20 protein-coding genes and 1 pseudogene are annotated in these 22,973 nt (G+C 67.0%); 9 read left to right on the top strand and 12 right to left on the bottom strand.

Annotated features, from left to right (window positions below; genetic code table 11):
• Positions 1–1,478: 1,478 nt before the first annotated feature.
• The 8 genes from D1832_RS06550 to D1832_RS06515 all read right to left on the bottom strand — a co-directional run bounded on the left by D1832_RS06550 (position 1,479) and on the right by D1832_RS06515 (position 9,166).
• Positions 1,479–1,880 carry a cytochrome c oxidase subunit 4 gene (locus D1832_RS06550; protein ID WP_118913147.1) on the bottom strand — a complete coding sequence of 134 codons (402 nt, stop codon included), beginning with the start codon at positions 1,878–1,880 and terminating at the stop codon, positions 1,479–1,481.
• A complete protein-coding gene (ctaD, locus tag D1832_RS06545; RefSeq protein WP_118913146.1) occupies positions 1,877–3,601 on the bottom strand; it encodes an aa3-type cytochrome oxidase subunit I in 1,725 nt (574 codons plus the stop codon). The genes D1832_RS06550 and ctaD overlap by 4 nt, the downstream gene beginning before the upstream one ends.
• Complete coding sequence (gene ctaC, locus D1832_RS06540; RefSeq protein ID WP_241510899.1) at positions 3,601–4,506, bottom strand: aa3-type cytochrome oxidase subunit II; 906 nt, start codon at positions 4,504–4,506, stop codon at positions 3,601–3,603. Before ctaC ends, ctaD begins: the two co-directional genes overlap by 1 nt.
• 100 nt (positions 4,507–4,606) lie before the next feature.
• Positions 4,607–5,299 carry a leucyl/phenylalanyl-tRNA--protein transferase gene (gene aat, locus D1832_RS06535; RefSeq protein WP_241510898.1) on the bottom strand — a complete coding sequence of 231 codons (693 nt, stop codon included), beginning with the start codon at positions 5,297–5,299 and terminating at the stop codon, positions 4,607–4,609.
• Positions 5,296–6,282: a carbohydrate kinase family protein gene (locus D1832_RS06530; RefSeq protein ID WP_241510897.1), complete on the bottom strand. Its 987-nt coding sequence runs from the start codon at positions 6,280–6,282 to the stop codon at positions 5,296–5,298. Before D1832_RS06530 ends, aat begins: the two co-directional genes overlap by 4 nt.
• Before the next feature lie 328 nt (positions 6,283–6,610).
• Positions 6,611–6,973 carry an iron-sulfur cluster insertion protein ErpA gene (erpA, locus tag D1832_RS06525; protein ID WP_118913144.1) on the bottom strand — a complete coding sequence of 121 codons (363 nt, stop codon included), beginning with the start codon at positions 6,971–6,973 and terminating at the stop codon, positions 6,611–6,613.
• A 115-nt stretch (positions 6,974–7,088) separates the two neighbouring features.
• Positions 7,089–7,784 (bottom strand): M50 family metallopeptidase, encoded by a 696-nt coding sequence (locus tag D1832_RS06520; RefSeq protein WP_182434695.1) that lies wholly within the window; start codon positions 7,782–7,784, stop codon positions 7,089–7,091.
• Between the two features lie 14 nt (positions 7,785–7,798).
• On the bottom strand, positions 7,799–9,166 hold the full coding sequence (locus D1832_RS06515; protein ID WP_274541952.1) for a dipeptidase: 1,368 nt from the start codon (positions 9,164–9,166) through the stop codon (positions 7,799–7,801).
• A 72-nt stretch (positions 9,167–9,238) separates the two neighbouring features.
• Here D1832_RS06515 and D1832_RS06510 point away from each other — a divergent pair, with 72 nt between their 5' ends.
• Positions 9,239–9,844: a DUF3043 domain-containing protein gene (locus tag D1832_RS06510; RefSeq protein WP_182434694.1), complete on the top strand. Its 606-nt coding sequence runs from the start codon at positions 9,239–9,241 to the stop codon at positions 9,842–9,844.
• Between the two features lie 4 nt (positions 9,845–9,848).
• On the opposite strand, the gene D1832_RS06505 is transcribed toward D1832_RS06510, so the two are convergent.
• Complete coding sequence (locus D1832_RS06505; protein ID WP_118913141.1) at positions 9,849–10,031, bottom strand: hypothetical protein; 183 nt, start codon at positions 10,029–10,031, stop codon at positions 9,849–9,851.
• A 78-nt stretch (positions 10,032–10,109) separates the two neighbouring features.
• Between D1832_RS06505 and D1832_RS06500 the strand changes: the two genes are divergently transcribed.
• Positions 10,110–10,697, top strand: a complete 588-nt coding sequence (locus D1832_RS06500; protein ID WP_118913140.1) for a DUF937 domain-containing protein — start codon at positions 10,110–10,112, stop codon at positions 10,695–10,697.
• A gap of 90 nt (positions 10,698–10,787) precedes the next feature.
• On the opposite strand, the gene gcvT is transcribed toward D1832_RS06500, so the two are convergent.
• A complete protein-coding gene (gcvT, locus tag D1832_RS06495; protein ID WP_118913139.1) occupies positions 10,788–11,891 on the bottom strand; it encodes a glycine cleavage system aminomethyltransferase GcvT in 1,104 nt (367 codons plus the stop codon).
• 116 nt (positions 11,892–12,007) lie between these two features.
• On the opposite strand from gcvT, the gene D1832_RS06490 reads away from it, so the two are divergent.
• From D1832_RS06490 to D1832_RS06480, 3 genes are all read left to right on the top strand, one after another.
• A complete protein-coding gene (locus D1832_RS06490) occupies positions 12,008–13,492 on the top strand; it encodes a leucyl aminopeptidase (protein ID WP_118913138.1) in 1,485 nt (494 codons plus the stop codon).
• A gap of 201 nt (positions 13,493–13,693) precedes the next feature.
• On the top strand, positions 13,694–15,547 hold the full coding sequence (sucB, locus tag D1832_RS06485; protein WP_118913137.1) for a 2-oxoglutarate dehydrogenase, E2 component, dihydrolipoamide succinyltransferase: 1,854 nt from the start codon (positions 13,694–13,696) through the stop codon (positions 15,545–15,547).
• 30 nt (positions 15,548–15,577) lie between these two features.
• A complete protein-coding gene (locus tag D1832_RS06480) occupies positions 15,578–16,501 on the top strand; it encodes a TIGR01777 family oxidoreductase (protein ID WP_118913136.1) in 924 nt (307 codons plus the stop codon).
• On the opposite strand, the gene D1832_RS06475 is transcribed toward D1832_RS06480, so the two are convergent.
• On the bottom strand, positions 16,479–18,011 hold the full coding sequence (locus D1832_RS06475) for a serine/threonine-protein kinase (RefSeq protein ID WP_182434693.1): 1,533 nt from the start codon (positions 18,009–18,011) through the stop codon (positions 16,479–16,481). The two genes, D1832_RS06480 and D1832_RS06475, sit on opposite strands and share 23 nt — an antisense overlap.
• Before the next feature lie 140 nt (positions 18,012–18,151).
• On the opposite strand from D1832_RS06475, the gene lipB reads away from it, so the two are divergent.
• From lipB to D1832_RS06460, 3 genes are all read left to right on the top strand, one after another.
• Positions 18,152–18,793, top strand: a complete 642-nt coding sequence (lipB, locus tag D1832_RS06470) for a lipoyl(octanoyl) transferase LipB (protein WP_118913134.1) — start codon at positions 18,152–18,154, stop codon at positions 18,791–18,793.
• An 88-nt stretch (positions 18,794–18,881) separates the two neighbouring features.
• Positions 18,882–19,907, top strand: a complete 1,026-nt coding sequence (gene lipA, locus D1832_RS06465) for a lipoyl synthase (RefSeq protein WP_047311455.1) — start codon at positions 18,882–18,884, stop codon at positions 19,905–19,907.
• A 5-nt stretch (positions 19,908–19,912) separates the two neighbouring features.
• Entirely contained in the window at positions 19,913–20,689 is a 777-nt protein-coding gene (locus D1832_RS06460; RefSeq protein WP_118913133.1) for a DUF4191 domain-containing protein, read from the top strand.
• 78 nt (positions 20,690–20,767) lie between these two features.
• Here D1832_RS06460 and D1832_RS06455 read toward each other — a convergent pair whose 3' ends face one another.
• Positions 20,768–21,184, bottom strand: coding sequence for an RDD family protein (locus D1832_RS06455; protein WP_118913132.1), 417 nt, complete (start codon positions 21,182–21,184; stop codon positions 20,768–20,770).
• A 251-nt stretch (positions 21,185–21,435) separates the two neighbouring features.
• On the opposite strand from D1832_RS06455, the pseudogene glnA reads away from it, so the two are divergent.
• Positions 21,436–22,859: pseudogene (glnA, locus tag D1832_RS06450) on the top strand (type I glutamate--ammonia ligase).
• Positions 22,860–22,973: the final 114 nt, after the last annotated feature.

The following is a 22,973-nucleotide window of genomic DNA, read 5'->3' as shown; positions in this document are numbered from 1 at the left end:
GTCCTGGCCCGAGGGCTCGCCTGGGTTCTTCTCGTCGGTCATGGTCATGATTCTTACCGTTCCTCTCGGTACGGCTTACACAGACCATCTGACACGCCCGTCGACGCCCGCCTCAACGCCGCTCATCCTCGTACGGACGCATGAATACTTCGCCACGGTGTCAGCCGTAATGCACGGGTCCTCCGTGATCAGCGGCAACTCTGCTGCACTCTGCAGGCCAACACCCGAAGGCAGCCGAATAGTTCCCCTCGCACCACGCGTACTCAATAGGGTTGGAGTTATCTTCGGTGACCCTCGACCGGCATGCGACGGAAGGCCCACACGGGAACGCTCCGGCAGGGTGCCAGCCTTCCGTACAGCGACCCCAGGAGTTGTGACTACGACCGTAATTCCACTTTTCGTCATGCACCCACGACTTGCGCGACAAGGACCCGCTGCGACTGCATCTGGAACTAGTCCGAGTGTAGGTAACCCAATAACTAAGCCCGCTGCAATTAGCCCTCCGCGCCTACTTTGCACCCACTTCCCCAATCACCCAGCCGCGGGGAGTCCAATCAACCCGCATAGCGGAGTCCTGATCTATGTCACCCTCAGCCGATCGCTCCTCCCCTTCGACTCGGACGCGCCCCGTCGAGCGTTCGTGAAATCGAACAACAACGGAGTCGGCTGTCGAATCGGGGCGCACCGTCAGTCGGCTGATCACATCAGACTTCACCTCGTAATGAGCATCAGTGTGCAGCAGAGCTCGGACAGCCTCTTCTTGCATCTTGCACGCCTCACATGAGCTAGCCGATAGCCTGGGAATCACGCCGGACTTCGGACGTTTGTCCAGGCTTCCCAACGTCTCCCAGTAGAACTTCACAAACGCCTTGGCACCTTCGTGGGTGTGGGCCTTGGCTGCGTCCGGGACGACGAGCTCACGACTCTGGCCATTCGTGTTCGATGACGTACTCGATGGTGCGCTGGTCGTCTTGGAGGACGATGCGTTTCCGGAAGCGATTCGAGATATGTCGGACGGTGCCACGTCCCCGCTCGACGCGGCCGGCCCCGATTCCCCACTGCACCCCGTGAGCACGACCGCAGCGCAGCACGCCGTCGCCCATCGGCCCAAAGCGCGTCCGCGCGCGGTAGAGGTCCACAGCGCTACCGGCGCGGGCTGAACTCGCCGCTTCCCCTTCGGGGTGCCGCCGTTGAGCGGCGCAGCATCTCCTCGGACTTCACGGTGCGTGAAACGCTCGGACATGGCAACCTCCACGAGTTGATGGGACTCGTCGAGTCTCACCCGGCATCGTCACGAGGTGGCCGAAACGAACGGTAAGTTTTTGGTCAGATTTCGCAGACCACCCTTCAGCGCGCTTCTGACCTCAAACCCACAGCTTGTACGAGGCCGATGTCGCTTCACACTTGCTCTCGCGACCAGGCATGCCGAAGGGCCGCACAGTTCAGAACTGTACGGCCCTTCGTTTGCGAGGAAGCGATCAGATCGCGTGCTCTCCGCTGAAGTACTCGAACACCCAACCGACGACGGCCAGGGCGACCAGCGGAGCTGCGACGAAGACGATCCACCAACCGACGGCCAGGCCGAGGGCGAGGAGTGAAATCGACGCGGCCAGCCACAGCGGCCACCACGAGTACGGCGAGAAGAAGCCGACCTCGCCGGAGACCTCGTTGATCTCACCCTCGGGCTTGTCGCTCGGGTCGAGGTCCATCTTGCGGTCGGTCATCGCGAAGTAACCCGCGATCATGAGGCCGAACCCGGCGCTGAGGGCCAGACCCACGGCGCCGACCGGCTCGGACCACTCCGTGAAGTGACCGTAGATGAAGATCAGCGGAACGTAGAAGAGTCCGAGGTAGAGGAAGAGCTTGGCCGAAGTCTTCATGCGTTGGTGCCCTTTCGGTCGAGCTGGTTGACCGTCTCAGGCGAAGGCAGCACCGAGAAGACACCGACCTCGGGGTGGTGCAGGTCGAACGCCGGACGCTCGGAACGGATACGCGGGATGCTGTTGAAGTTGTGACGCGGCGGGGGGCACGAGGTGGCCCACTCGAGCGACGCGCCGAAGCCCCACGGGTCGTCCTCGCTCACGATCGGCGCCTTCTTCCACGTGATGTACACGTTGTAGAGGAAGGGGATCATCGACGCGCCGAGCAGGAACGAACCGACGGTCGAGACCTGGTTCATGAACTGGAAGCCGTCCTCCGGCAGGTAGTCCGCGTAACGACGTGGCATGCCCTCGACACCCAGGACGTGCTGGATGAGGAACGTCATGTGGAAGCCGACAAAGAGCATCCAGAACTGAATCTTGCCGAGGGTCTCGTTGAGCATGCGACCCGTGAACTTCGGCCACCAGAAGAAGTAGCCGGCGAACATCGCGAACACCACGGTGCCGAAGATGACGTAGTGGAAGTGCGCGACCACGAAATAGGAGTCGGACAGGTGGAAGTCCAGCGCCGGGCTGGCGAGGATGACACCGGTGAGACCACCGAAGAGGAAGGTCACGAGGAAGCCCAGCGCCCACAGCATCGGGTTCTCGAAGGTGAGCGAACCGCCCCACATGGTGCCGATCCAGTTGAAGAACTTCACACCGGTCGGCACGGCGATGAGCATCGTCATGACCGCGAAGAACGGCAGGAGCACCTGACCGGTTGCGTACATGTGGTGAGCCCACACCGAGACCGAGAGGGCCGCGATGGCGATCGTCGCGAAGACGAGCGTCTTGTAACCGAAGATCGGCTTGCGCGAGAACACCGGCAGGATCTCGGAAATGATGCCGAAGAAAGGCAGCGCGATGATGTAGACCTCGGGGTGACCGAAGAACCAGAACATGTGCTGCCACAGCATGGCGCCGGCCGTCTCCGAGTCGAAGACGTGGGCACCCATGGTGCGGTCGAGGCCGAGGCCGAACAGAGCGGCGGCGAGAACCGGGAAGACGAGGAGCACGAGGATCGAGGTGATGAGCACCGTCCACGTGAAGATCGACATGCGGAACATCGTCATACCCGGTGCACGCATGCACACGATCGTCGTGACGAAGTTGACCGCACCCATGATCGAGGCGAAACCGGTCAGCGCGAGGCCGTAGACCCAGAGGTTTCCACCGAGGCCGGGGCTGAACGTCGAGCTCGACAGCGGCGCGTACGCGAACCAACCGAACGAGGCTGCACCCTGCGGCGTGAGGAAGCCGCCGACAGCGATGAGGCTGCCGAAGAGGTAGAGCCAGTAAGCGAACATGTTGAGTCGCGGGAACGCGACGTCGGGTGCACCGATCTGCAGCGGCATGAGCGCGTTCGCGAAGCCCGAGAAGAGCGGCGTCGCGAACATGAGCAGCATGATCGTGCCGTGCATGGTGAACATCTGGTTGAACTGCTCGGGGTTGTCCACGACCTGGAGGCCGGGCTCCCACAGTTCAGCGCGGATGACCAGCGCCATGGCGCCGCCCATGAGGAAGAAGATGAACGAGGTGATGAAGTAGAGGTTGCCGATGACCTTGTGGTCGGTCGTCGTGATCCACTTCACAACCGTGCGGCCTGCGTGGAAGTCCTCAGGGCGCCGTCCATCGGGGCGCTCCGCGGTTCCAGCCGCTGGGGTGGCGACGGATGCCATTACTTGCCCTCCTTGACGATGTCGGACGAGTCCAGACCGTCCGGCAGGAACTGCTGGTCCTTCGGGTCGACGCTGGCGCGGTTGAGGGAGTTGGACAGGAAGCCCGTCTTACCCTGCTTGCGAAGGTCGTCCATGTGCTTGTCGTACTCCTCCTGGGAGACGACCTTGACGTTGAAGAGCATCTGCGAGTGGTACGCACCGCAGAGCTCGGCACACTTGCCCTTGAACGTGCCCTCCTCCGTCGTGTCGACGGCGAAGCGGTTCACGCGGCTCGGGATCATGTCGAGCTTCTGCATGAACTGCGGCACCCAGAACGTGTGGATGACGTCACGCGTGGTGAGCACGAACTCGACGCGCTTGTTCACGGGCAGGTACAGCGTGGGCAGACCCTTCTCGGCGCCCGGCTTGCCGGCCTTCATGTCCGCCATGACGCCGGTCTCGTAGACCTTCTCGTCGGCGTAGTTGAAGTCCCAGCTCCACTGCTTGCCGACGACGTTGATCGTGACGTCAGGCTTCTGCGACGTGTCGAGGAGCTTGTTCTCGAGGCCGACGGTCTTGCCGAAGAGCACGGCGACCATGACGATCGGCACGACCGTGTAGAGAATCTCCAGCGGCACGTTGTACTGCATCTGCGCCGGGAAACCGGTGTCGCTCTTGCGACGGCGGTAGCGCACGATGCACCAGAAGATCAGGCCCCAGACGAGGACACCGACAGCCAAGGTCCAGTACCAAGTACCGAGCCAGAAGTCGATGACCTCGTTGGCGTTCTTCGTGACGCCGTGCGGCAGGTAACCGCGCTCGACGCGCGGCGAACACGCCGACAGGAGCAGCGCAGCTCCACCGAGACCAACAGCAGCAATCCGACGACGCCGCGCTGGGCTCGTCTTTTCAAGGGGCCGACGCACAGCGTCCACCTTCCGCAGATCCAAACCAGGCACGGTAAGACCTTATCCCAGGCACAGGTGGCACTGAGGGTGGGGGTCGGTACTGGGCGTTAACGATTCACTAACGGCCGCGGCCCGAGCCGCCGAACGCCGCGATTGGCGGGGCGTGGACGAGCTGGGGCAGCCGAGCACGGTACGCGTCACGTGCGATTTCCGTGACCCCGAGACTGCCGAGGTGCGGCGTGCGCCACTGGACGTCGATGAGCCTCGGCACGTCGTCACGCTCGTAGACGGCGTGCGCGAGCGCGCCGAGAGCGACCTTCGAGGCGTCGGTCGCGCGGTGGAACATCGACTCCCCTGCGAACAGCCCTCCGATGGCCAGACCGTAGAGGCCCCCGACGAGGGAGCCGTCGTCCCAGACCTCGACGGAGTGCGCGACCCCGAGTTCGTGCAGGCGCGTGTACGCGGCCGCGATCTCGGACGTGATCCAGGCGCCGTCACGGGAAGGATCGGCGCACCCTGCGATGACGCCCGCGAAGTTGCGGTCGAAGCTCACCTCGAAGGCACGTGCCGAACGGCGCAGTGACCGGGAGGCGTGGAAGGCGTCGCGTTCCAGGACGCCCCGCTCCTGCGGGGACCACCACCCCATCGGTGGGGCACCGCCCTCCCCCAGCCCCATGGGAAAGACGCCGTGCGCGTAGGCCGCAACGATCGTGCCCGGGGCGAGGTCGGCGCCCAGCGCGACGAGGTCGTCGTCGAGGTCGAAACGGGCGAGCGAGAAATCCCACTCGCTCGTGAGGTCGAGTGGGTTCAAGGACGACGGCAGCTCAGGTGCGCCTGGACGTCGGCCACGGCATCGTCGCCGTACGCCGCGCGCAGACGCTCGAGGAAGGTCTCCTGGCGAAGGACGTACTCCTGGGTGCCGACGGTCTCGATGACGTGCGCGGCCAGGACCGAGCCGACCTGCGCGCATCGGGCGAGGTCGAGCTCCCACGACAGCCCGGCAAGGAATCCGGCGCGGAAGGCGTCGCCGACGCCCGTCGGGTCGACGGCCCCCGAGATGGCGGCGACGTCGACGTGAATCGGCTCCTCTCCCTTGCGCAGGATGGTGGCGCCGTCCTTGCCCTTCGTCACGACGCGCACACCGACGCGCTCGAGGATCTCCTCGCCGCTCCAACCGGTCTTCTGCTCGGTCAGGTGCGACTCGTACTCGTTGGTGAACAGGTAGTCGGCACCGTCGATGATCTCGCGGATGAAGGGGCCGTCGGCGAAGGCGAGCTGCTGCGAGGGATCAGCAACGAACGGGAGGCCGCGGCGTCGGCATTCCTCGGTGTTGCGGCGCATGCCCTCGGGGTCGTGGGCGCCGATGAGAACGAGGTCGAAGCCGTCGTGGCGTTCGGAGATGGGGCCGATCTCGACTTCGCGCCCTTCGGACATCGCGCCGGGGTAGAACGAGGCCATCTGGGCCATGTCGCGATCGGTCGTGCACACGAAACGTGCGGTGTGGTGCGTCTCCGACGTGCGCACCTCGGAAATGTCGACGCCGTGGCGCTCGAGCCAGGAGCCGTAATCAGCGAAGTCCGCGCCGACGCAACCGATGAGGACGGGGCGGAGGCCCAGGTTGCCCAGGCCGAAGGCGATGTTGCCGGCCACTCCCCCGCGCCGGATCTGCAGGTCGTTCACGAGGAACGACACCGAGATCTTGTCGAGTTGCTCGACGACGAGCGAGTCGGCGAAGCGCCCGTCGAACGTCATGAGGTGGTCGGTTGCGATGGAACCCGTCACTGCGATCTTCACGTGGGCCAACCTATCGCGGGTGCGCGGACGGGCGCCCACGTCGTCGAAAATCGCCGACGCTGACGCGCACTGGGACGCCCCCGGGTCGACCGAACGCGCGTTTGCCGCACGAGCGACCGCCCTCGGACGAATTCAGTACGGCCCTCGTCACGAACAGGACCACGCTGGAAGCGGACGCCACGACGCGCGAAAAGCCCACCCCGGTGGGAGTGAGCTTGCAAACTCACAAGGGGTGGGCTTTCGCGCGTCGTGCCCGAAGCTGTGTCGCACCGAGGCTGAACTCCGAGCTTGCGAGGGGTTCAGACCGGACAACGCAGCGAGGGAAGGATCAGCTGAAGCTGTCGCCGCAGGCGCAGGAGCTGCCGGCGTTGGGGTTGTCGATGGTGAAGCCCTGCTTCTCGATGGTGTCGGAGAAGTCGATGGAGGCGCCTTCGAGGTAGGGCGCGCTCATGCGGTCGACGACGACCTCGACACCGTCGAAGTCGCGCACGAGATCACCGTCGAGGGTGCGCTCGTCGAAGTAGAGCTGGTAGATCAGGCCGGAGCACCCGCCGGGCTGGACGCCGACGCGCAGACGCAGGTCGTCGCGTCCTTCCTGCTCGAGCAGGCTCTTCACCTTGGAGGCCGCGACGTCGCTCAGGTTGACGCCGTGCGTACCGGTTTCGGTCTGGGTGTTCGTCTCCACAGTCATCGTGGATCGATCCTCTCTCACGTCCTCGGTCCTGGTGGTCTCCAGGCCGTGTGTAGGGCAACAGCGGCACGCGCGTGCGTGTTCCCGGTGTACCACTGTACGCCCGCCGGGGTGGTCATCCGGAAACCGCGGGCCACTGGAGGCCGAGCACCCAGGCGCCTGCGACCGCGGCAGCCAGGGCCACAGCGACGAAGGTCGTCTTCCATAGAGCAGCGGGCAGGTGGGTGGCTTGGGCGAGCGCGGAGGCGTCGTTGCCTCCGACGCGGGAGGCGAAAAGTTCGAGTGCCCCACGCAGACCGGCAGCGAGCAGGAAGGCGGACACGAGCGCGCACGCCGCGAGCGCCTGCTCGGGTTCGGCCCAGCGGCGCAGGGCGACGAGACCGGCCAGCACGGCGAGCATGACGACGACGCCGAAGACATTGCGCAGCAGGAACAGCGTCCCTCCGAGCACGACGAGGAGCACGAGTACCCAGGCCTCGACGTGGTCGTGTCGGGCGGCCCACACCCCGCTGAGCCCGACGAGGGAGGGCGCCGGGTAGCCCGCGAGGAGGGTGAGGACGACACCGGGTCCGCCGGAACGTCCGACACTCACCGTTTCTCCCGAGGAGTCACGGTGGAGTCGGATCGAACGAAGCCGTCGTCCGGCGAGCAGCGCGACAAGCGCGTGCCCCGCCTCGTGGACGGCTGTGACCCCATGGCGACCCCACCGATACGTCGACGGCACGAGCGCGAGGGCGATCCCGACGACGAGGGCCACCCACAGGAGAGCCTCACTCTCGTCCACCGCGGAGGGGGCGAGGGTGAGGCTCACGCTCGAGTGGAGGTTCACTCAGATCCGAGGCGTCGGGCGATCCGCTGCAGGAGGACGGTCTCGGCGAGGCAGACCTTCTCGAACTCGCCGAGGTGGAGCGACTCGTTGGCGCCGTGTGCGCGCGTGTCCGGGTCCTCCACGCCCGTGACGAGGAGTGCCGCGTCGGGCATCATCTCGGCGAAGAGGGACACGAAGGGAATGGAACCGCCGATGCCGACGTCCACCGGCTCGTTCTGCCAGGCGTCCGCGAAGGCCGCACGCGCCTCCTCGTAGACCGGACCGTTCGCGTCGGCGGAGAAGCCCGCACCCAACTCGTCGAGTTCGACGTTGACCTCGGCGCCCCACGGCGCCGCGTCTTCGAGGTGCTTCTTCAGCGCGTCGAAGGCCGCCTGCGGATCCTGGCTTGGCGCGACGCGCAGGGAGAGCTTGGCGCGCGCACTCGCGGTGAGGGTGTTGCTCGCCACGTCAACGCCCGGGGCATCGATGCCGATGACCGTGATACTAGGCTTGAGCCACAGGCGAGACGTGAGCGGACCCGTGCCGATGAGTTGCGTGCCGGGCAGCATGCCGGCGTCCGAGCGCAGTTGGTCGGCGTCGTACTCGATCTCGGTGTGCTCGGACGCATCGAGACCAGGTACCGCGACGTTGCCTTCTGCGTCATGCAACTCGGCCATGAGGCGGCACATCGTCGTGAGGGCGTCGGGCGCGGCTCCGCCGAACATCCCCGAGTGAACCGAGTGCTTCAACGTGCGGACGGTGACGACCGCACGCACCGTGCCGCGCAGCGTTGTCGTGAGGGCAGGCGTACCGACGGCCCAGTTCGCGGAGTCGGCGAGGACGAGCGCGTCGGAGCGCAACTCGTCGGCGTACTTCTCCAGCAGGGCCGGCAGGGAGTCGGAGGCGATCTCCTCCTCCCCCTCGATGAACAGGGTGACGTCGCAGGGAAGGTCGTCTCCCCACGCGCGGACTGCGGCCAGGTGCGCCATGACACCGGCCTTGTCGTCCGCCGCGCCGCGGCCGTAGAGACGACCGGCGCGTTCGGTCGGCTCGAACGGCGGCGTGTCCCAATCTGCGTCCGCGCCCGGCGGCTGCACGTCGTGGTGGGCGTACATGAGAACCCTCGGGGCTCCGGCCGGGCCGCTCTTGTGGGCGATGACGGCGGGGCGTCCACCCTCGGCCACCACCTTCACGTCCATGCCCTCCGCAGCGAACAGCTCGGCGACGGCCTCGGCCGAACGAGCAACCTGCGTCTGGTCGAAGGAGCCGAGCGAAACACTCGGGATGCGGGTCAGATCCTTGAGGTCCTCGACGACCTTCGGCATGAGGGAACGGACGCGTTCGCGCAGCTGCTCGAGGTCGACGACGGTGTCATTCGTGTTCACACCGGCCACGGTATCGTCCGCGGCGAGCGAGTCGTCCGATCCCGCGCGCCGAGGGTGACCTACCATGATCGGGTGTTCGGACGAGACAAGACCACGACCCAGGGCGCTACACGCGTCGAAGCCTCCACGACGGCGGAAACCCCCGTTTCCCCGGTGAAGGAGCGTCCGGGCGCCAAGAACCGCCCGACGCCCAAGCGCAAGGATCAAGAGGCAGCGCGTCGCCGCCCCCTCGTGGAGACCGACCGCAAGGCCGCCAAAGCGGCGAACAAGCAGCGCGCCCGCGAGGCGCGCCTCGCCCAGCGCGCCGCAGCCGAGCGGGGCGACGACAGCGCCCTTCCCGCCCGCGACCGCGGCCCGGGGAAGCGCTACATCCGCGACCGCGTCGACTCACGCCTCAACATCGGTGAGATCGCACTTCCGCTCATGCTCGTCGCGGTCATCGTCATGTTCGTGCCCAACCCGTCGATCCAGTCTCTTGGGCTCATCATCGTGTGGGCCGTGCTGCTCATCGCCCTCTTCGACGCGATCTTCATGTGGCGCAGCACGAAGAAGCGCCTCATCCAGAAGTTCGGCGCAGCACCGCGCGGCGGCGCCGGCTACGCCATCATGCGCGCCATGCAGATCCGCCGCGGCCGCTTCCCCCGGCCCGCCGTCAAGCGCGGCGAGAAGATCGACTGACGCCTCAGTCGTTCAGCGGCATCGGCCCGTAGACGGCCTCCTCACCATTCATGAGCGTGACCTCCTCGACACCCTCGTCGAGGAGGTCTTGCCATGTCTGCGACAGCCAGGCCTCGGCGTCCTCCTGGGAGGAGAAGGGTCCGCCGGCACGGGCGGACGTCTCACTGGTCCAGTTCCACTCGTCCATGCCTGTGAGCCTACGAGCCGTGCCGCGTCGACGGCGGCACTAGGGTGACGGAGAAACCGATCTTCGAAGGAGACGCACATGTCCGCTACGTCCGAGATCCTGTCCGAGCTTCCGATCGATCAGCTCGCCGAGCAGGTGGGCGCGAGCCCTGAGGAAACCGAGGCCGCCGTGCGCAGCGTCGTGCCTGCCCTCCTCGGCGGCATGGAGGCCAACATCCAGCACCCCGGCGGGCAGAGCGCCCTGCTCGACGCGCTCGGCGGCCACGTCGACTCCTCCCCCACGCTCGACGAGGTGAATACGGACGACGGCGCCAAGATCGCCCAGCACGTCTTCGGCGACCAGCAGGACGCCGTCGTCAACCAGCTCGGCGGTCTGCCGGGCACGAGCAACGACCTCGTGCGACGACTCATACCGATCATCGCGCCGATCGTCATCTCCTACCTCGCCAAGCGGGTTCTCGGTGGAGGCGCGGGCACCAACGCCTCGGCCGGCGCCGGTTCCAGCGCCGACATCCTGACGCAGATCCTCTCGGGCGTTCTCGGTGGCTCCGTGCCGGGTGCCCAGTCGGCCGGACAGGGGAGCCAGCAGGCTCAACCCCAGCAGCAAGCGGGCCCGAACTGGGGCGACATCCTCGGCAACGTCCTCGGTGGCGGCACACGTATCTGACGCCGAACCCGATCACAGCGAAGCGGCCGCTCCCTTGGCGAGGGGAGCGGCCGCTTCGTCGTGAGTGCGCCGAACGGCGTCGGCGCGGGGTCAGTTGGAGCGCGTCTGGACCTCGACGAACGGCGGCTTCGTCACGACGGCCTCGAGGAGACGACCGCGCACGTCGACGGCCACGGTGTCACCCTCGGCGACGTCCGGGAGCATCAGCGCGAGCGCGACGCCCTGGCCGAGCGTGGGCGAGAACGTGCCCGAGGTGACCTCACCGAGTTCCTCGCCCTCGGTGCTGCGCACGACGCAGTGGGCACGCGGGATGCCGCGACCGGTCAGCTTGAGGCCGCGCGAAATGCGACGCGGACCCTCGGCCTTCTCCTTCGCGAGCGCGTCCTTACCCCAGAAGGAGTCCTTCTTCCATCCGACGGCCCAGCCAGCGCGAGCCTGGACGGGTGTGATCTCAAGCGACAGGTCCTGACCGTGCAGCGGGTAGCCCATCTCGGTGCGCAGCGTGTCGCGAGCGCCGAGCCCGCAGGGCAGGCCCTCGTAGGGAGCGGCTGCTTCGAGGAGTGCGTCCCACAGGGCGAGGGCGTCCTCCCAGCGGCTGACGAGTTCGTAGCCGCGCTCACCCGTGTAGCCGGTGCGGCAGACGGTGAGCGGGCGGCCCTCCCACTCGGCCTCGTCGAAGCTCATGTAGTCGTGGTCGACCGGCAGGCCCAGCGCCGAGACGACCTCGTCCGACTTGGGTCCCTGAACGGCGAGGACCGCGAACTCCTCGTGCGCGTCGCGCACGTTGATGCCCTCCGGGGCGGCCTCGGCGAGACGACGCACGACCTCGGCGGTGTTGGCGGCGTTGGGGATGAGGAACAGGTCGTCCTCGGCCTTGACGTAGACGATGAGGTCGTCGACGACGCCGCCGGACTCGTCGCAGCACATCGTGTACTGAGCCTTGCCGGGTTCGATCTTGCGCAGGTCGTTGGACAGGCATGCGTTCACGAAGTCGAGGGCCCCCTCGCCCTGGACCGTCGCCTTCCCGAGGTGGCTGACGTCGAAGATGCCGACACGCTCGCGCACGGCCGTGTGCTCGCGCACGACGCCGCCGCCGGGGTACTCGATCGGCATGGCCCACCCACCGAAGTCGGCCATCTTGGCCCCCAGGGCGCGGTGGCGCTCGTCGAGCGGGGACAGTTTCGCTTCACTCATACAACCGAACCTATCGCCCCGGACGATCGTCCGGGGCGGATGGGGCCGCTAGGGTCGACGAGGAGCAGTTCGCGACCCCTCGCGGGTCGATCATTCGCAAGAGAAAGGCACTTCACGTGACCACCGTGAACCTCAGCGACAAGGCCACCGCCGCGTCCAAGGCCGACGTCCTCGTCGTCCTCACCGCGAAGTCGAAGGACGGAGCCCGTGTCGTCGACCCGCAGGGCGTCTCCGCCGAGACCGTGAAGGCCGTCAACGCCGCCCTCGGCACCCTCAAGGCCAAGGCGGGCGCCGACGAGGTCGTGCGCCTCGCCGGAATCGCCGGTACCGAGGGCCTCGTGCTGGCCGTCGGTTCCGGCCAGGAGCGCGACGATGCCCTCACCGACATCGGCGCGCAGCGTGACGCCGCCGGTAGCGCTGCCCGCGCGCTCACGGACGTCGAGAGCGCCGTCTTCGCCTTCCCCGCGAGCCACGCCGAGGCCGTCGGCGCCGTCACCGAGGGCGTCCTCCTGGGCGCTTATGTGTACGGCGAGTACAAGAAGGAGCCGACGAAGCCCGTCGACGACGTGAAGATCCTCGTCGCCGACGCCAAGGAGAAGGGCCTGACGCAGGCCGTCGCCGACGCGACGATCCGCGCCAACGCGCAGAACTGGGCCCGTGACCTCGTCAACATGCCGCCGCTCGACCTCTACCCCGGTTCGTTCGCCGAGATCGTGCGCAAGCGCCTCGCGAGCTCGAAGGTCAAGGTCGCCGTCATGGACGAGAAGGCCCTCGCCAAGGCCGAGTGCGGCGGCCTCATCGGCGTCGGGCGCGGATCGGCGCGCCCGCCGCGTCTGGTCACCCTCACGTACAAGCCGAACAACGCCAAGCGCCACATCTCGATCGTCGGCAAGGGCATCACGTTCGACTCCGGCGGCCTGTGCATCAAGCCCGCCAACGGCATGGTGACGATGAAGTGCGACATGGCCGGCGCCGCCGCCGTCGCTGCCTTCGTCGAAGCTGCCGCCGAACTCGAACTGCCGGTCGCCATCACCGGCTACCTGTGCCTCGCCGAGAACATGACCGGCGCCGACGCCCAGCGCCCCGGTGACGTCATCCGCATGCACGACGGCACGACGGTGGAGATCGACAACACCGACGCCGAAGGTCGCCTCGTCATGGCCGACGGCCTCTGCTACGCCAGCGCCGAGGAGCCCGATCTCATCATCGACATCGCCACCCTCACGGGCGCTGCGGTGCTCGCTCTCGGCAACCGCACGGCCGCGGTCGTCGGCAACAACGACGAGGTCCGGGACGACGTCATCTCCGCCTCCGACCGCGTGGGCGAGCACATGTGGCCGATGCCGCTGCTCGACCACCTGCGCCCGAGCATCAACTCCGAGGTCGCCGACCTCAAGCACACCGGCGAGCGCATGGGCGGGCTCATCACGGCCGCCATGTTCCTCAAGGAGTTCGTCGGCGAGAAGAACGGTGAGCAGATCGACTGGGTGCACCTCGACATCGCCGCTCCGGCGTTCAACGAGGGCGGCGCCTACGGCTTCACCCCCAAGGGCGGCACCGGCTTTGCCGTGCGCACGCTGCTCGAGGTCGCCGCGTCCTGACGCGGCCCTCCCCGCGCGAACCCGGGCCGTTCCGAGGAAGCCCAACTTCCTACTGACGGGTACTGGCCCGGGTTTCCGCAACCTCGCTCGACAGTGACAAGATGGGGTCTGATCGGGAGCCCGTTTCGCGACCCGCCCCCGGAGTCGACAACTTCATCCGCGACCCCAAACGTGCAATTTGGATTGAGGAGACCTCCACCCATGTCTGACCGCGTGACCATGCCGGCCCTCGGCGAGTCGGTGACCGAAGGCACCGTGACCCGTTGGCTGAAGAACGTCGGTGACACCGTTGCCGTTGACGAGCCGCTGCTCGAGGTCTCCACGGACAAGGTCGACACCGAGATTCCGTCCCCAGTTGCCGGCACGCTGCAGGAGATCCTCGTCGAAGAGGACGAGACGGTGCCGGTCGGCGCTGACCTCGCCGTCGTCGGCGACGGTGAGGCCTCCGGCGGTTCCGACTCCTCCGACGACTCGGCCGAGGCCGAGGACAAGGGCGAGGAGAAGACCGAGGAAGCTGCTGAGGAGACCTCCTCCGAGAAGGAGTCCAAGTCCTCCGACGAGGAGCAGAAGTCCGAAGAGCCCAAGCAGGAAGCTGCCTCCTCCGGCGGCGAGGTCTCCGGTGGCGAGAAGGTGACGATGCCGGCGCTCGGCGAGTCCGTCACCGAGGGCACCATCACGCGCTGGCTCAAGGCCGAGGGTGACGATGTCGCCGTCGACGAGCCGCTGCTCGAGGTCTCCACGGACAAGGTCGACACCGAGGTTCCCTCCCCCGTGGCGGGCAAGCTGACGAAGATCCTGGTTTCCGAGGACGAGACGGTGCCGGTCGGCGCCGACCTCGCCGTCATCGGTGGCGAGGCGGGCGGTTCGTCCGACGACTCGGCCGAGTCCGAGGAGAAGGCCGAGCAGCCGCAGGAGTCCGTCGACTCCGAGAAGCAGGACGAGGCCGTCGAGGCTGCCGAGGACAAGTCCGAGACCTCCGAGCCCGAGAAGGCTCCCGAGGCCAAGGACGAGCCGAAGGAAGAGCCGAAGCAGGAGGCTCCCGCCAAGGAGTCTTCCTCCGGCGACCAGGGTGACAAGCAGCAGGAGGCCTCGACGAAGGTCGACAACTCCGGCACGTACGTCACGCCGCTCGTGCGCAAGATCGCGGCCGAGAACAACATCGACCTGTCGTCCATCAAGGGCACCGGTGTCGGCGGTCGTATCCGTAAGCAGGACGTCCTCGACGCCGCCAAGGCCGCTTCGGCGCCCAAGGAAGAGGCACCGGCCCCCGCACAGGAGTCGGCTGCCGCTGCTCCCGCAGCTTCGGCCACGCCGCAGGCCGCTCCCCAGGCGTCCGCCGAGGCCCAGGCCAAGCGCGGCACGACCGAGAAGATGTCGCGTCTGCGCAAGGTCATCGCCCAGCGCATGGTCGAGTCGCTCGCCACGTCGGCGCAGCTCACGGCCGTCGTCGAGGTCGACATGACCAAGGTCGCCGCCACGCGTGCGCGCAACAAGGAGAACTTCAAGTCCCGCGAGGGCGTCAACCTCTCCTACCTGCCGTTCATCACGACGGCGGTCGTCGAGGCACTCAAGGCTTTCCCGCAGGTCAACTCCTCGGTCGACGGCGAGAACATCGTCTACCACAACGCCGAGCACATCGGCATTGCGGTTGACACGCCGCGCGGCCTGCTCGTGCCGGTCGTCAAGGACGCCGGCGACCTGTCGATCGCCGGCATCGCGAAGAAGATCGCCGACCTTGCCGCGCGTACGCGTGACAACAAGGTCACGCCGGACGAGTTGGGTGGTGGCACGTTCACCATCTCCAACATCGGCTCGAACGGTTCGCTCCTCGACACGCCGATCATCAACCAGCCGCAGGTCGCCATCCTCGGCACCGGCGCGATGACGAAGCGCCCGGTTGTCGTCACGGACGAGTTCGGCAACGACTCCATCGCGGTCCGCCAGATGATGTACCTCGTCCTCACCTACGACCACCGCGTGGTCGACGGCGCGGACGCCGGTCGCTTCCTCTCGGCCGTCAAGGCCCGTCTGGAAGAGGGCGCCTTCGAGGTGTGACTCAGGCGGTCCGACGGCTTAACCTGAACCATGACCAGGCAGCGCATCGCCATCACCGGTTCCTCCGGATTGATCGGCGGTGCGCTGTCTGCATTTCTGCGCAAACGCGGGGAGACTGTCGTGCGACTCGTGCGCAGGCACCCCGTGCCGCCGTACGAGGTCGCGCTGCCCGCCCCCGGTGAACCGGTGGACGAGTTGGCCGCCGCCTTGAACGATGTCGATGTCGTGGTCAATCTCGCGGGTGCCGGCATCGGTGACCATCGCTGGACGGCTTCGTACAAGAAAGCCCTACGGGACTCTCGCATCGACACAACGGCGACGCTCGTCGAGGCGCTGGCCCACTGCACGCCGAAGCGCCTCGTCTCCGGCTCGGCGATGGGCTTCTACGGCGACCGCGGCGAGGAGGTCCTCGACGAGACCTCGTCAGCCGGGTCGGACTTCCTGGCCGACCTCGTCGTCGACTGGGAAGGGTGTGCCGAGCGGGCTACGAGCGACGGCCACAACGTTGCGTTCGCCCGCACGACGCTCGTCGTCTCCGCACAGGGCGGGGCCTTCGCCCAGATGGCCCTTCCGGCCAAGTTCGGCGTGCTCGGCCCGTTGGGCTCCGGTCGTCAGTGGTGGAGCTGGATCAGCCTGCGTGACGAAGTGCGCGCCCTGGCCCACCTCATCGACCACCCGGACATCACGGGACCGGTCAACCTCGCGGCGCCACTCGCGTGCCGCCAGGCCGGTGTCGCCAAGGCGCTGGGTCGCTCGATGCGCCGCCCAGCCGTGGTGCCGGCGCCGGAGTTCGCACTGCGCGCAGTTCTGGGCGAGATGTCGACCCAGCTCACCGCCTCGACGAGAGTGCGCCCGGCCGTCCTGCAGGCGTCCGGCTTCACATGGATGGATTCCAACCTCGATCAGGTCCTCGACCGCCTCGCGGCCGATCTCAGCGACCACTCCACTCACTGATCCGCCACTGCCCGGCATCGCTCACGAGGCGCAGCTCCACCTGAGTGGATTGACTCGCCCTGCGCGACCGGTCGTTGCCATGGGTCACCGTGTAGCCCGAGCGCGTGACTGTTGCGGTGGCTCCGGCCGTCCCGGCAGCGCCTGTCTTGGGGGTGTAGCTCGCGACGCGGTAGGAGACCCCCGAATAGACGATGCCGTCACGCTGCGCTTGGCGTAGGGCCGCGCTGTCGCTCGTCAGCGCCGGCGACTTCGGCGCCAGGCATCGCTCGAGCCGGCGCTGATCGACGCTGTTCCAGGCCTCGGCGCGACAGGCGAGCAGTGCCTCCACCTCGCCGCGGGTCGGTGGGTGCGAGGTGGCACTCGACGAGTCCTTCGAGGCGGTGCTCGCCTTGCCGGAGGCCGAGGGGCGCGCCGTCGACGTCGTCGCTCTCGGCTCGGAGGTTGTGCCCCGCGCGGCGTACGGCGAGTGTTCCGCCGCGGCGCCTCGTGCCGGAGCCTCCACCGAGTCGGGAGCATCATCCGTGGGCCACAGAGCGGCTCCGGCCACCAGCGTCACACCCACCGCCAGTGCACCGACGAGAAGCAACCTCCCCCGTTGTGGGCTCTCCCCGTGACGGCGGCCCCGGCCTGCCTCTCGGCGCGTCTGCGGCCCTTCCGCGAGCTGTCGCTTCTGCGCTTCTTCCCGCAGACGACGTGTGATCGATTCGGCCGGCGCATCCGCCCCGGGCGCTCTAGGCAGCGACCGATCGACGGGCACAGCCACCGGGTCGGCAGCCTCGAGTAGCTTGCGAGCCACGTCGTCGGAGTACGGACGAGCCGACGGAGTGAGGGCCAGACCGGCCGCGACGAGGCGCTCCAGGGGCTCCGGAACGTCAGGCACGAGTTCGCTCAGCGGCGGTCGAAGCGACGCGGGCGCGGGCGCCTCCCCGACGAGCGCGAACCACGCAACGGCAGCTAGGGAGAACACGTCGCTCGACGCCGCAGGAGCATGCCCCTCAAGAACCTCGGGGGCGACGAAACCCGCGCTGCCCCATTCAGCTTCCCCGGGCAGCGCAGCGACACGTGAGGCACCGAGATCACTCAGCAATGGTCGTCCGACATCGTCGAACAAGACGTTGCGCGGGGTGACGTCACCATGGACGCACCCACCATCGTGAATGCGCGAGAGCGCTCCTGCGATGGGCGCGAGCGCCGTCACGCACTCCCCCGCCGTGAGTCCGCCGCGACCGACGACGACGTCGTGCAAGCTCCCGCCCGGCAGGTACGGCATGAGCAGAACGCTGCGCCCGTCGTCGTCGCGGAGGAAGTCGACAACCGGCACGACGTGATCCCCGGCATGACGACGCATGCTGCGCCACTCGGCGCGTCCGGAGGCCTCACCGGTTTCGCGGAACACCTTCGCCGCGAGGCTCGCACCGCCGGGTGCGGTGACGCGCCAGACATCTGCACTGCCGCCCGCACCGATGAACTCCTCCACCGTGTAGCCCTCGAGCCGTGGCTCCTGCGTCATGACGGCCTCCTTGCTCCGTTGCGATCTGACGCCCGATCGGGTCGCCGTTTTCAGCCTGCCAAGATCGCGGCGAGCGGCGCAGAAGTTATCCACAACCCCCTCCGAGAGCCCTGTCATGAACCCGGGCGTAGGCTCCCCTCATGCGCGTCATCCACCTCGGCTTCGATCCTGATTTCGTCGATTACGAGGCCGGTTGGAGCAAACAACGGGAGATTCACGCCGAGGTCGTTGCGGGTGGCGAGGACACGGTTCTCCTGCTCGAACACACCCCCGTCTACACCGCCGGCAAGCGCACCGAGGCGCACGAGCGTCCCTTCGACGGCACGCCCGTCGTCGACGTCGACCGCGGCGGCAAGATCACGTGGCACGGCCCGGGTCAGCTCGTCGGGTACCCGATCTTCGCGCTGCCCATCCCCATCGACGTCGTGGCGCACGTGCGCCGCATCGAGCAGCTCATGATCGGTGTGTGCGCTGACCTCGGGGTCGAGGCCACCACCGTCGAGGGTCGCACAGGTACCTGGGTGCTCGCCGACGACAAGGGTCCCGACCGCAAGATCGGCGCCATCGGCGTGCGCGTCTCGAAGCGCGCCACGATGCACGGTTTCTCCCTCAATGCGAACTGCGATCTCGGCTGGACGCAGACCATCGTTCCGTGCGGCATTTCCGACGCCGGGGTGACCACCCTGAGCGAGGAGCTCGGCCGCGACGTACCCGTGCGTGAGGTGCTTCCCCTCGTCGAGGCGCGTCTGCCTGATCTTCTGTCGCCCCGGCATCGTTCGTGACGACTCTCGAAGTCGCTCGGGAAGTTCCGGCAGGCGTAGGCTGTTGTGCTGGAAAGGCCATGCCAAACCACCGCAAGGAGTCAGTGTCTTGACCGTCGCGCCCGAAGGCCGTCGTCTGTTGCGCGTCGAGGCGCGCAACGCCGAGACCCCCATCGAACGCAAGCCGAGTTGGATCCGTACCACCGCCAAGATGGGCCCGGAGTACAACTCGCTTCAGAAGCTCGTCAAGGGCGAGGGCCTGCACACCGTGTGCCAGGAAGCCGGCTGTCCGAACATCTTCGAGTGTTGGGAAGACCGCGAGGCCACGTTCCTCATCGGTGGTGACACCTGCACGCGTCGTTGCGACTTCTGCGACATCGCCACCGGCAAGCCCGGTCCCCTGGACCTCGACGAGCCGCGCCGCGTCGCGGAGTCGGTGCGCGAGATGGGCCTGCGCTACGCCACCGTCACCGGTGTGGCCCGCGACGACCTCAAGGACGGCGCTGCGCAGCTCTACGGCGACACCGTGCGTCTCATCCACGAACTCAACCCCAACACGGGCGTCGAGATCCTCCCTCCCGACTTCGGCGCCGTGCCGGAGCTCGTCGGCAAGGTCTTCGATGCACGCCCCGAGGTGTTCGCACACAACCTCGAGACGGTGCCGCGCATCTTCCGCCGCATCCGCCCGGCCTTCACCTACGAGAAGTCGCTCAAGGTGCTGACGATGGCGCGCGAGCAGGAGCTCGTGACGAAGTCGAACCTCATCCTCGGCATGGGTGAGGAGGAGCACGAGATCGACCAGGCCCTGCAGGATCTGCACGAGGCCGGCTGCGACATCATCACGATCACGCAGTACCTGCGTCCTTCGAAGCTGCACCACCCGATCGACCGGTGGGTCAAGCCCGAGGAGTTCGTCCACTGGAGCGACCGCGCCGAGGAGATTGGATTCTCCGGCGTCATGGCCGGCCCGCTCGTGCGTTCGTCCTACCGTGCCGGACGCCTCTACGCACAGGTCATGGCCAAGCGCGGCCAGGCCCTGCCGGAGAACCTCCAGCACCTCGCCGAAGCGGCATCGTCCCCGGCCCGCCAGGAGGCGGCGTCGTTGGTCGAGCGCACGCGCTCCGACGTATCCTGATCGGCATGGCAACATCCTCCGGCTCGAACGAGCCCAAGAAGTCACGCTTCCGGCGCGGTCGCGGTGAGGCGGGAGCGAGCAAGGCTCCCGGTCGCTCGTCCCAGTTCAAGCAGGTCTTCGAGACGACGCGCGCGAACGACCCGGCGCTGATCCCGTGGATGGTGGGGGCTTTCGCCCTCGTCTTCCTCGTGTTCCTCGCGATCGGTTTCGGTTTCGGCCACCCGATCTACTTCGGCATCCTGGGGCTGCTGTTCGGTCTGCTCGCAGCGATGGTGGTGCTGGCGCGCCGCGCGAACACCGCGATCTACAAGTCGATCTCGGGTCAGCCGGGTGCAAGCGCGGCGGCGATGTCGTCGCTTCGTCGCGGTTGGTTCGTCGAGCAGGAGCCGGTCGGCGCCGACATGGGTCGCAGCCGTCAGGTCAAGGATCTCTCGAGCGCCGCGATGGTGTACCGCGCCGTCGGCAAGCCGGGCGTCGTGCTCGTGGCCGAGGGCCCCAAGGGCGGCGCAACCCGCCTCCTCGCCCAGGAGAGCAAGCGCACGAGCCGCGTGCTCGGTCCCGAGGTTCCGGTGCACACGATCCGCGTCGGCACGGACGACGAGGCCGTCCCCGTCGAGCGTCTGACGAAGGACATGCAGAAGCTCCCCAAGGTGCTCACCGACGACGAGTCCGGCCAGGTGACGAAGCGCCTGCGCGCCCTCGGCGGACTCAAGCCGGGAGTGCCCGCCGGCGTCGACCCGAACAAGCCGCGCGTCAACCGTGCGGCCATGCGCGGACGCTGACCGCTCGATTCGAACGCGACGAAGGCTCCTTCCCCCGTTTGGGGAAGGAGCCTTCGTTGTTCAGCAGGCGGCGACGCGTCAGCGAGTGCGCAGGATGAGCGTTCCCGCGATCTTGTCGTGCAGTCCTCGTCCGTAACCGTCGGTGACGACGGCGGGTATGACGAGGCACAGCAGGACGGTGCGCACGGCGCCGGAGACCAGACCGGGAGGCGTTGCATCCGGACGCTGGACGACGAGCCCGAAGATGCGGTGACCGATCGTCATGCCGATGGTGCTCACGAGCAGGAAGTTCTCGATCGCGAAGACGAGGAGCGGCTTGAACCCCTCGGCGCCGGAGCCGCCCCAGCGGTAGTCGAGGAATGCCGCCGCGATCAGGGAGCACAGGAACCAGTCGATGAGCAGTGCGCCGATACGGGGAAGGAAGCGTCCCAGTGAACCCGGCCCCTCGACGGGGCGCCCTGCGGCGGGGTCGGTGTGGGCCTCGGGGCTCGTCATCGTCTCTCCTTTTCCGGACCTGATCGTCTCGCACTGTGAGGCACGATCTGTGTTGCTCCAACCCTAGGGCCGTGCCTACCGATAGGTTTAATCCGTGCGTCCGGGACGCGTCCCGGACACTTCGACAGATCGGCACGTGTGTAACACCGCTGAAACATTGAAGCCACGAGAGGGAAACTCCCCCCGACTACTGTCGTGGTGAACACGCGGTGCGACGCCGACCGGTCTCGCCCATCCGATCAGGAGGATCAATGTTCCAGACCGCTGACGAGGCTTTGAAATTCATCAAGGACGAGGATGTCAAGTTCATCGACATCCGATTCTGCGACCTCCCCGGGGTCATGCAGCACTTCAACATCCCGGCCGAGAGCTTCGACGCCGACGCGATCGAAGAGGGCCAGATGTTCGACGGCTCGTCCATCCGCGGTTTCCAGGCGATCCACGAGTCGGACATGAAGCTCGTGCCGGACCTCAAGACGGCGTTCGTCGACCCGTACCGCAAGGAAAAGACGCTCATCATCAACTTCTCGATCGTGGATCCGTTCACGGGCGAGCAGTACTCGCGCGACCCGCGCAACATCGCGGCGAAGGCCGAGGCCTACCTCAAGTCGACGGGGATCGCCGACACGGCGTTCTTCGGCGCCGAGGCCGAGTTCTACGTCTTCGACGACGTGCGTTTCGAGACGAAGCAGAACGCCGGCTACTACTACATCGATTCGATCGAGGCGGCCTGGAACACGGGCCGCGTCGAAGAGGGCGGCAACCTGGGGTACAAGACCCGGTACAAGGGAGGTTACTTCCCCGTCCCGCCGGTCGACCACTTCGCCGACCTGCGCGACGAGATGGTGCTGAAGCTGCACGAGGTCGGCCTCGAGGTCGAGCGCAGCCACCACGAGGTCGGCACGCCGGCCAGATGGAGATCAACTACAAGTTCAACACCCTGCTGCAGTCGGGTGATGACGTCATGAAGTTCAAGTACGTCATCAAGAACACGGCGTTCGCGAACGGCAAGTCGGCGACGTTCATGCCGAAGCCGCTGTTCGGTGACAACGGTTCGGGTATGCACACGCACCAGTCGCTGTGGAAGGACGGCGAGCCGCTGTTCTACGATGAGCGCGGCTACGGCGGCCTGTCGGACATCGCCCGCTGGTACATCGGTGGTCTGCTCAAGCACGCTCCGTCGCTGCTGGCGTTCACGAACCCGTCGATGAACTCCTACCACCGCCTCGTGCCGGGTTACGAGGCTCCCGTGAACCTCGTGTACTCCGCGCGTAACCGTTCGGCGTGTGTGCGTATCCCGATCACGGGTACGTCGCCGAAGGCGAAGCGTGTCGAGTTCCGCGTGCCGGACCCGTCGGCGAACCCGTACCTGTGCTTTGCGGCGCAGCTCATGGCTGGTCTGGACGGCATCAAGAAACGCATCGAGCCGCCGGAGCCGGTGGACAAGGACCTCTACGAGCTTCCGCCCGAGGAGCACGACGCGATCGAGCAGGTTCCGGCGTCGCTGCCGGCCGTTCTCGACGCGCTCGAGGCCGACCACGAGTACCTGCTCGAGGGCGACGTGTTCACGGAGGACCTCATCCAGACGTGGATCGAGTACAAGCGCCTCAACGAGGTCGACCCGATCCGGTTCCGTCCGCACCCGCACGAGTTCGAGATGTACTACGACATCTGATTCCGCGTAGTGGAGGTTGAGGGCCAGGAGAGCCCGGCGAGCGCCAGCGAGCCGGACACTCCTGGCCTTCGTCCGTAACGGTGCGGGATCAGATGTCGTCAAAAGACATCGCCA

This window comes from Dermacoccus abyssi, assembly GCF_003515945.1.
GTDB lineage: Bacteria > Actinomycetota > Actinomycetes > Actinomycetales > Dermatophilaceae > Dermacoccus > Dermacoccus abyssi.
Note: the sequence above shows the minus strand (reverse complement) of the source record. Positions and strands in the feature narration are given on the sequence as shown.

Coding starts and splice junctions, on each gene's coding strand:
- D1832_RS06550 (WP_118913147.1), bottom strand. CDS start 1,880: ATGAAGACTTCGGCCAAGCTCTTCCTCTACCTCGGACTCTTCTACGTT.
- ctaD (WP_118913146.1), bottom strand. CDS start 3,601: ATGGCATCCGTCGCCACCCCAGCGGCTGGAACCGCGGAGCGCCCCGAT.
- erpA (WP_118913144.1), bottom strand. CDS start 6,973: ATGACTGTGGAGACGAACACCCAGACCGAAACCGGTACGCACGGCGTC.
- D1832_RS06505 (WP_118913141.1), bottom strand. CDS start 10,031: ATGGACGAGTGGAACTGGACCAGTGAGACGTCCGCCCGTGCCGGCGGA.
- D1832_RS06500 (WP_118913140.1), top strand. CDS start 10,110: ATGTCCGCTACGTCCGAGATCCTGTCCGAGCTTCCGATCGATCAGCTC.
- gcvT (WP_118913139.1), bottom strand. CDS start 11,891: ATGAGTGAAGCGAAACTGTCCCCGCTCGACGAGCGCCACCGCGCCCTG.
- sucB (WP_118913137.1), top strand. CDS start 13,694: ATGTCTGACCGCGTGACCATGCCGGCCCTCGGCGAGTCGGTGACCGAA.
- D1832_RS06480 (WP_118913136.1), top strand. CDS start 15,578: ATGACCAGGCAGCGCATCGCCATCACCGGTTCCTCCGGATTGATCGGC.
- D1832_RS06475 (WP_182434693.1), bottom strand. CDS start 18,011: ATGACGCAGGAGCCACGGCTCGAGGGCTACACGGTGGAGGAGTTCATC.
- lipB (WP_118913134.1), top strand. CDS start 18,152: ATGCGCGTCATCCACCTCGGCTTCGATCCTGATTTCGTCGATTACGAG.
- D1832_RS06460 (WP_118913133.1), top strand. CDS start 19,913: ATGGCAACATCCTCCGGCTCGAACGAGCCCAAGAAGTCACGCTTCCGG.
- D1832_RS06455 (WP_118913132.1), bottom strand. CDS start 21,184: ATGACGAGCCCCGAGGCCCACACCGACCCCGCCGCAGGGCGCCCCGTC.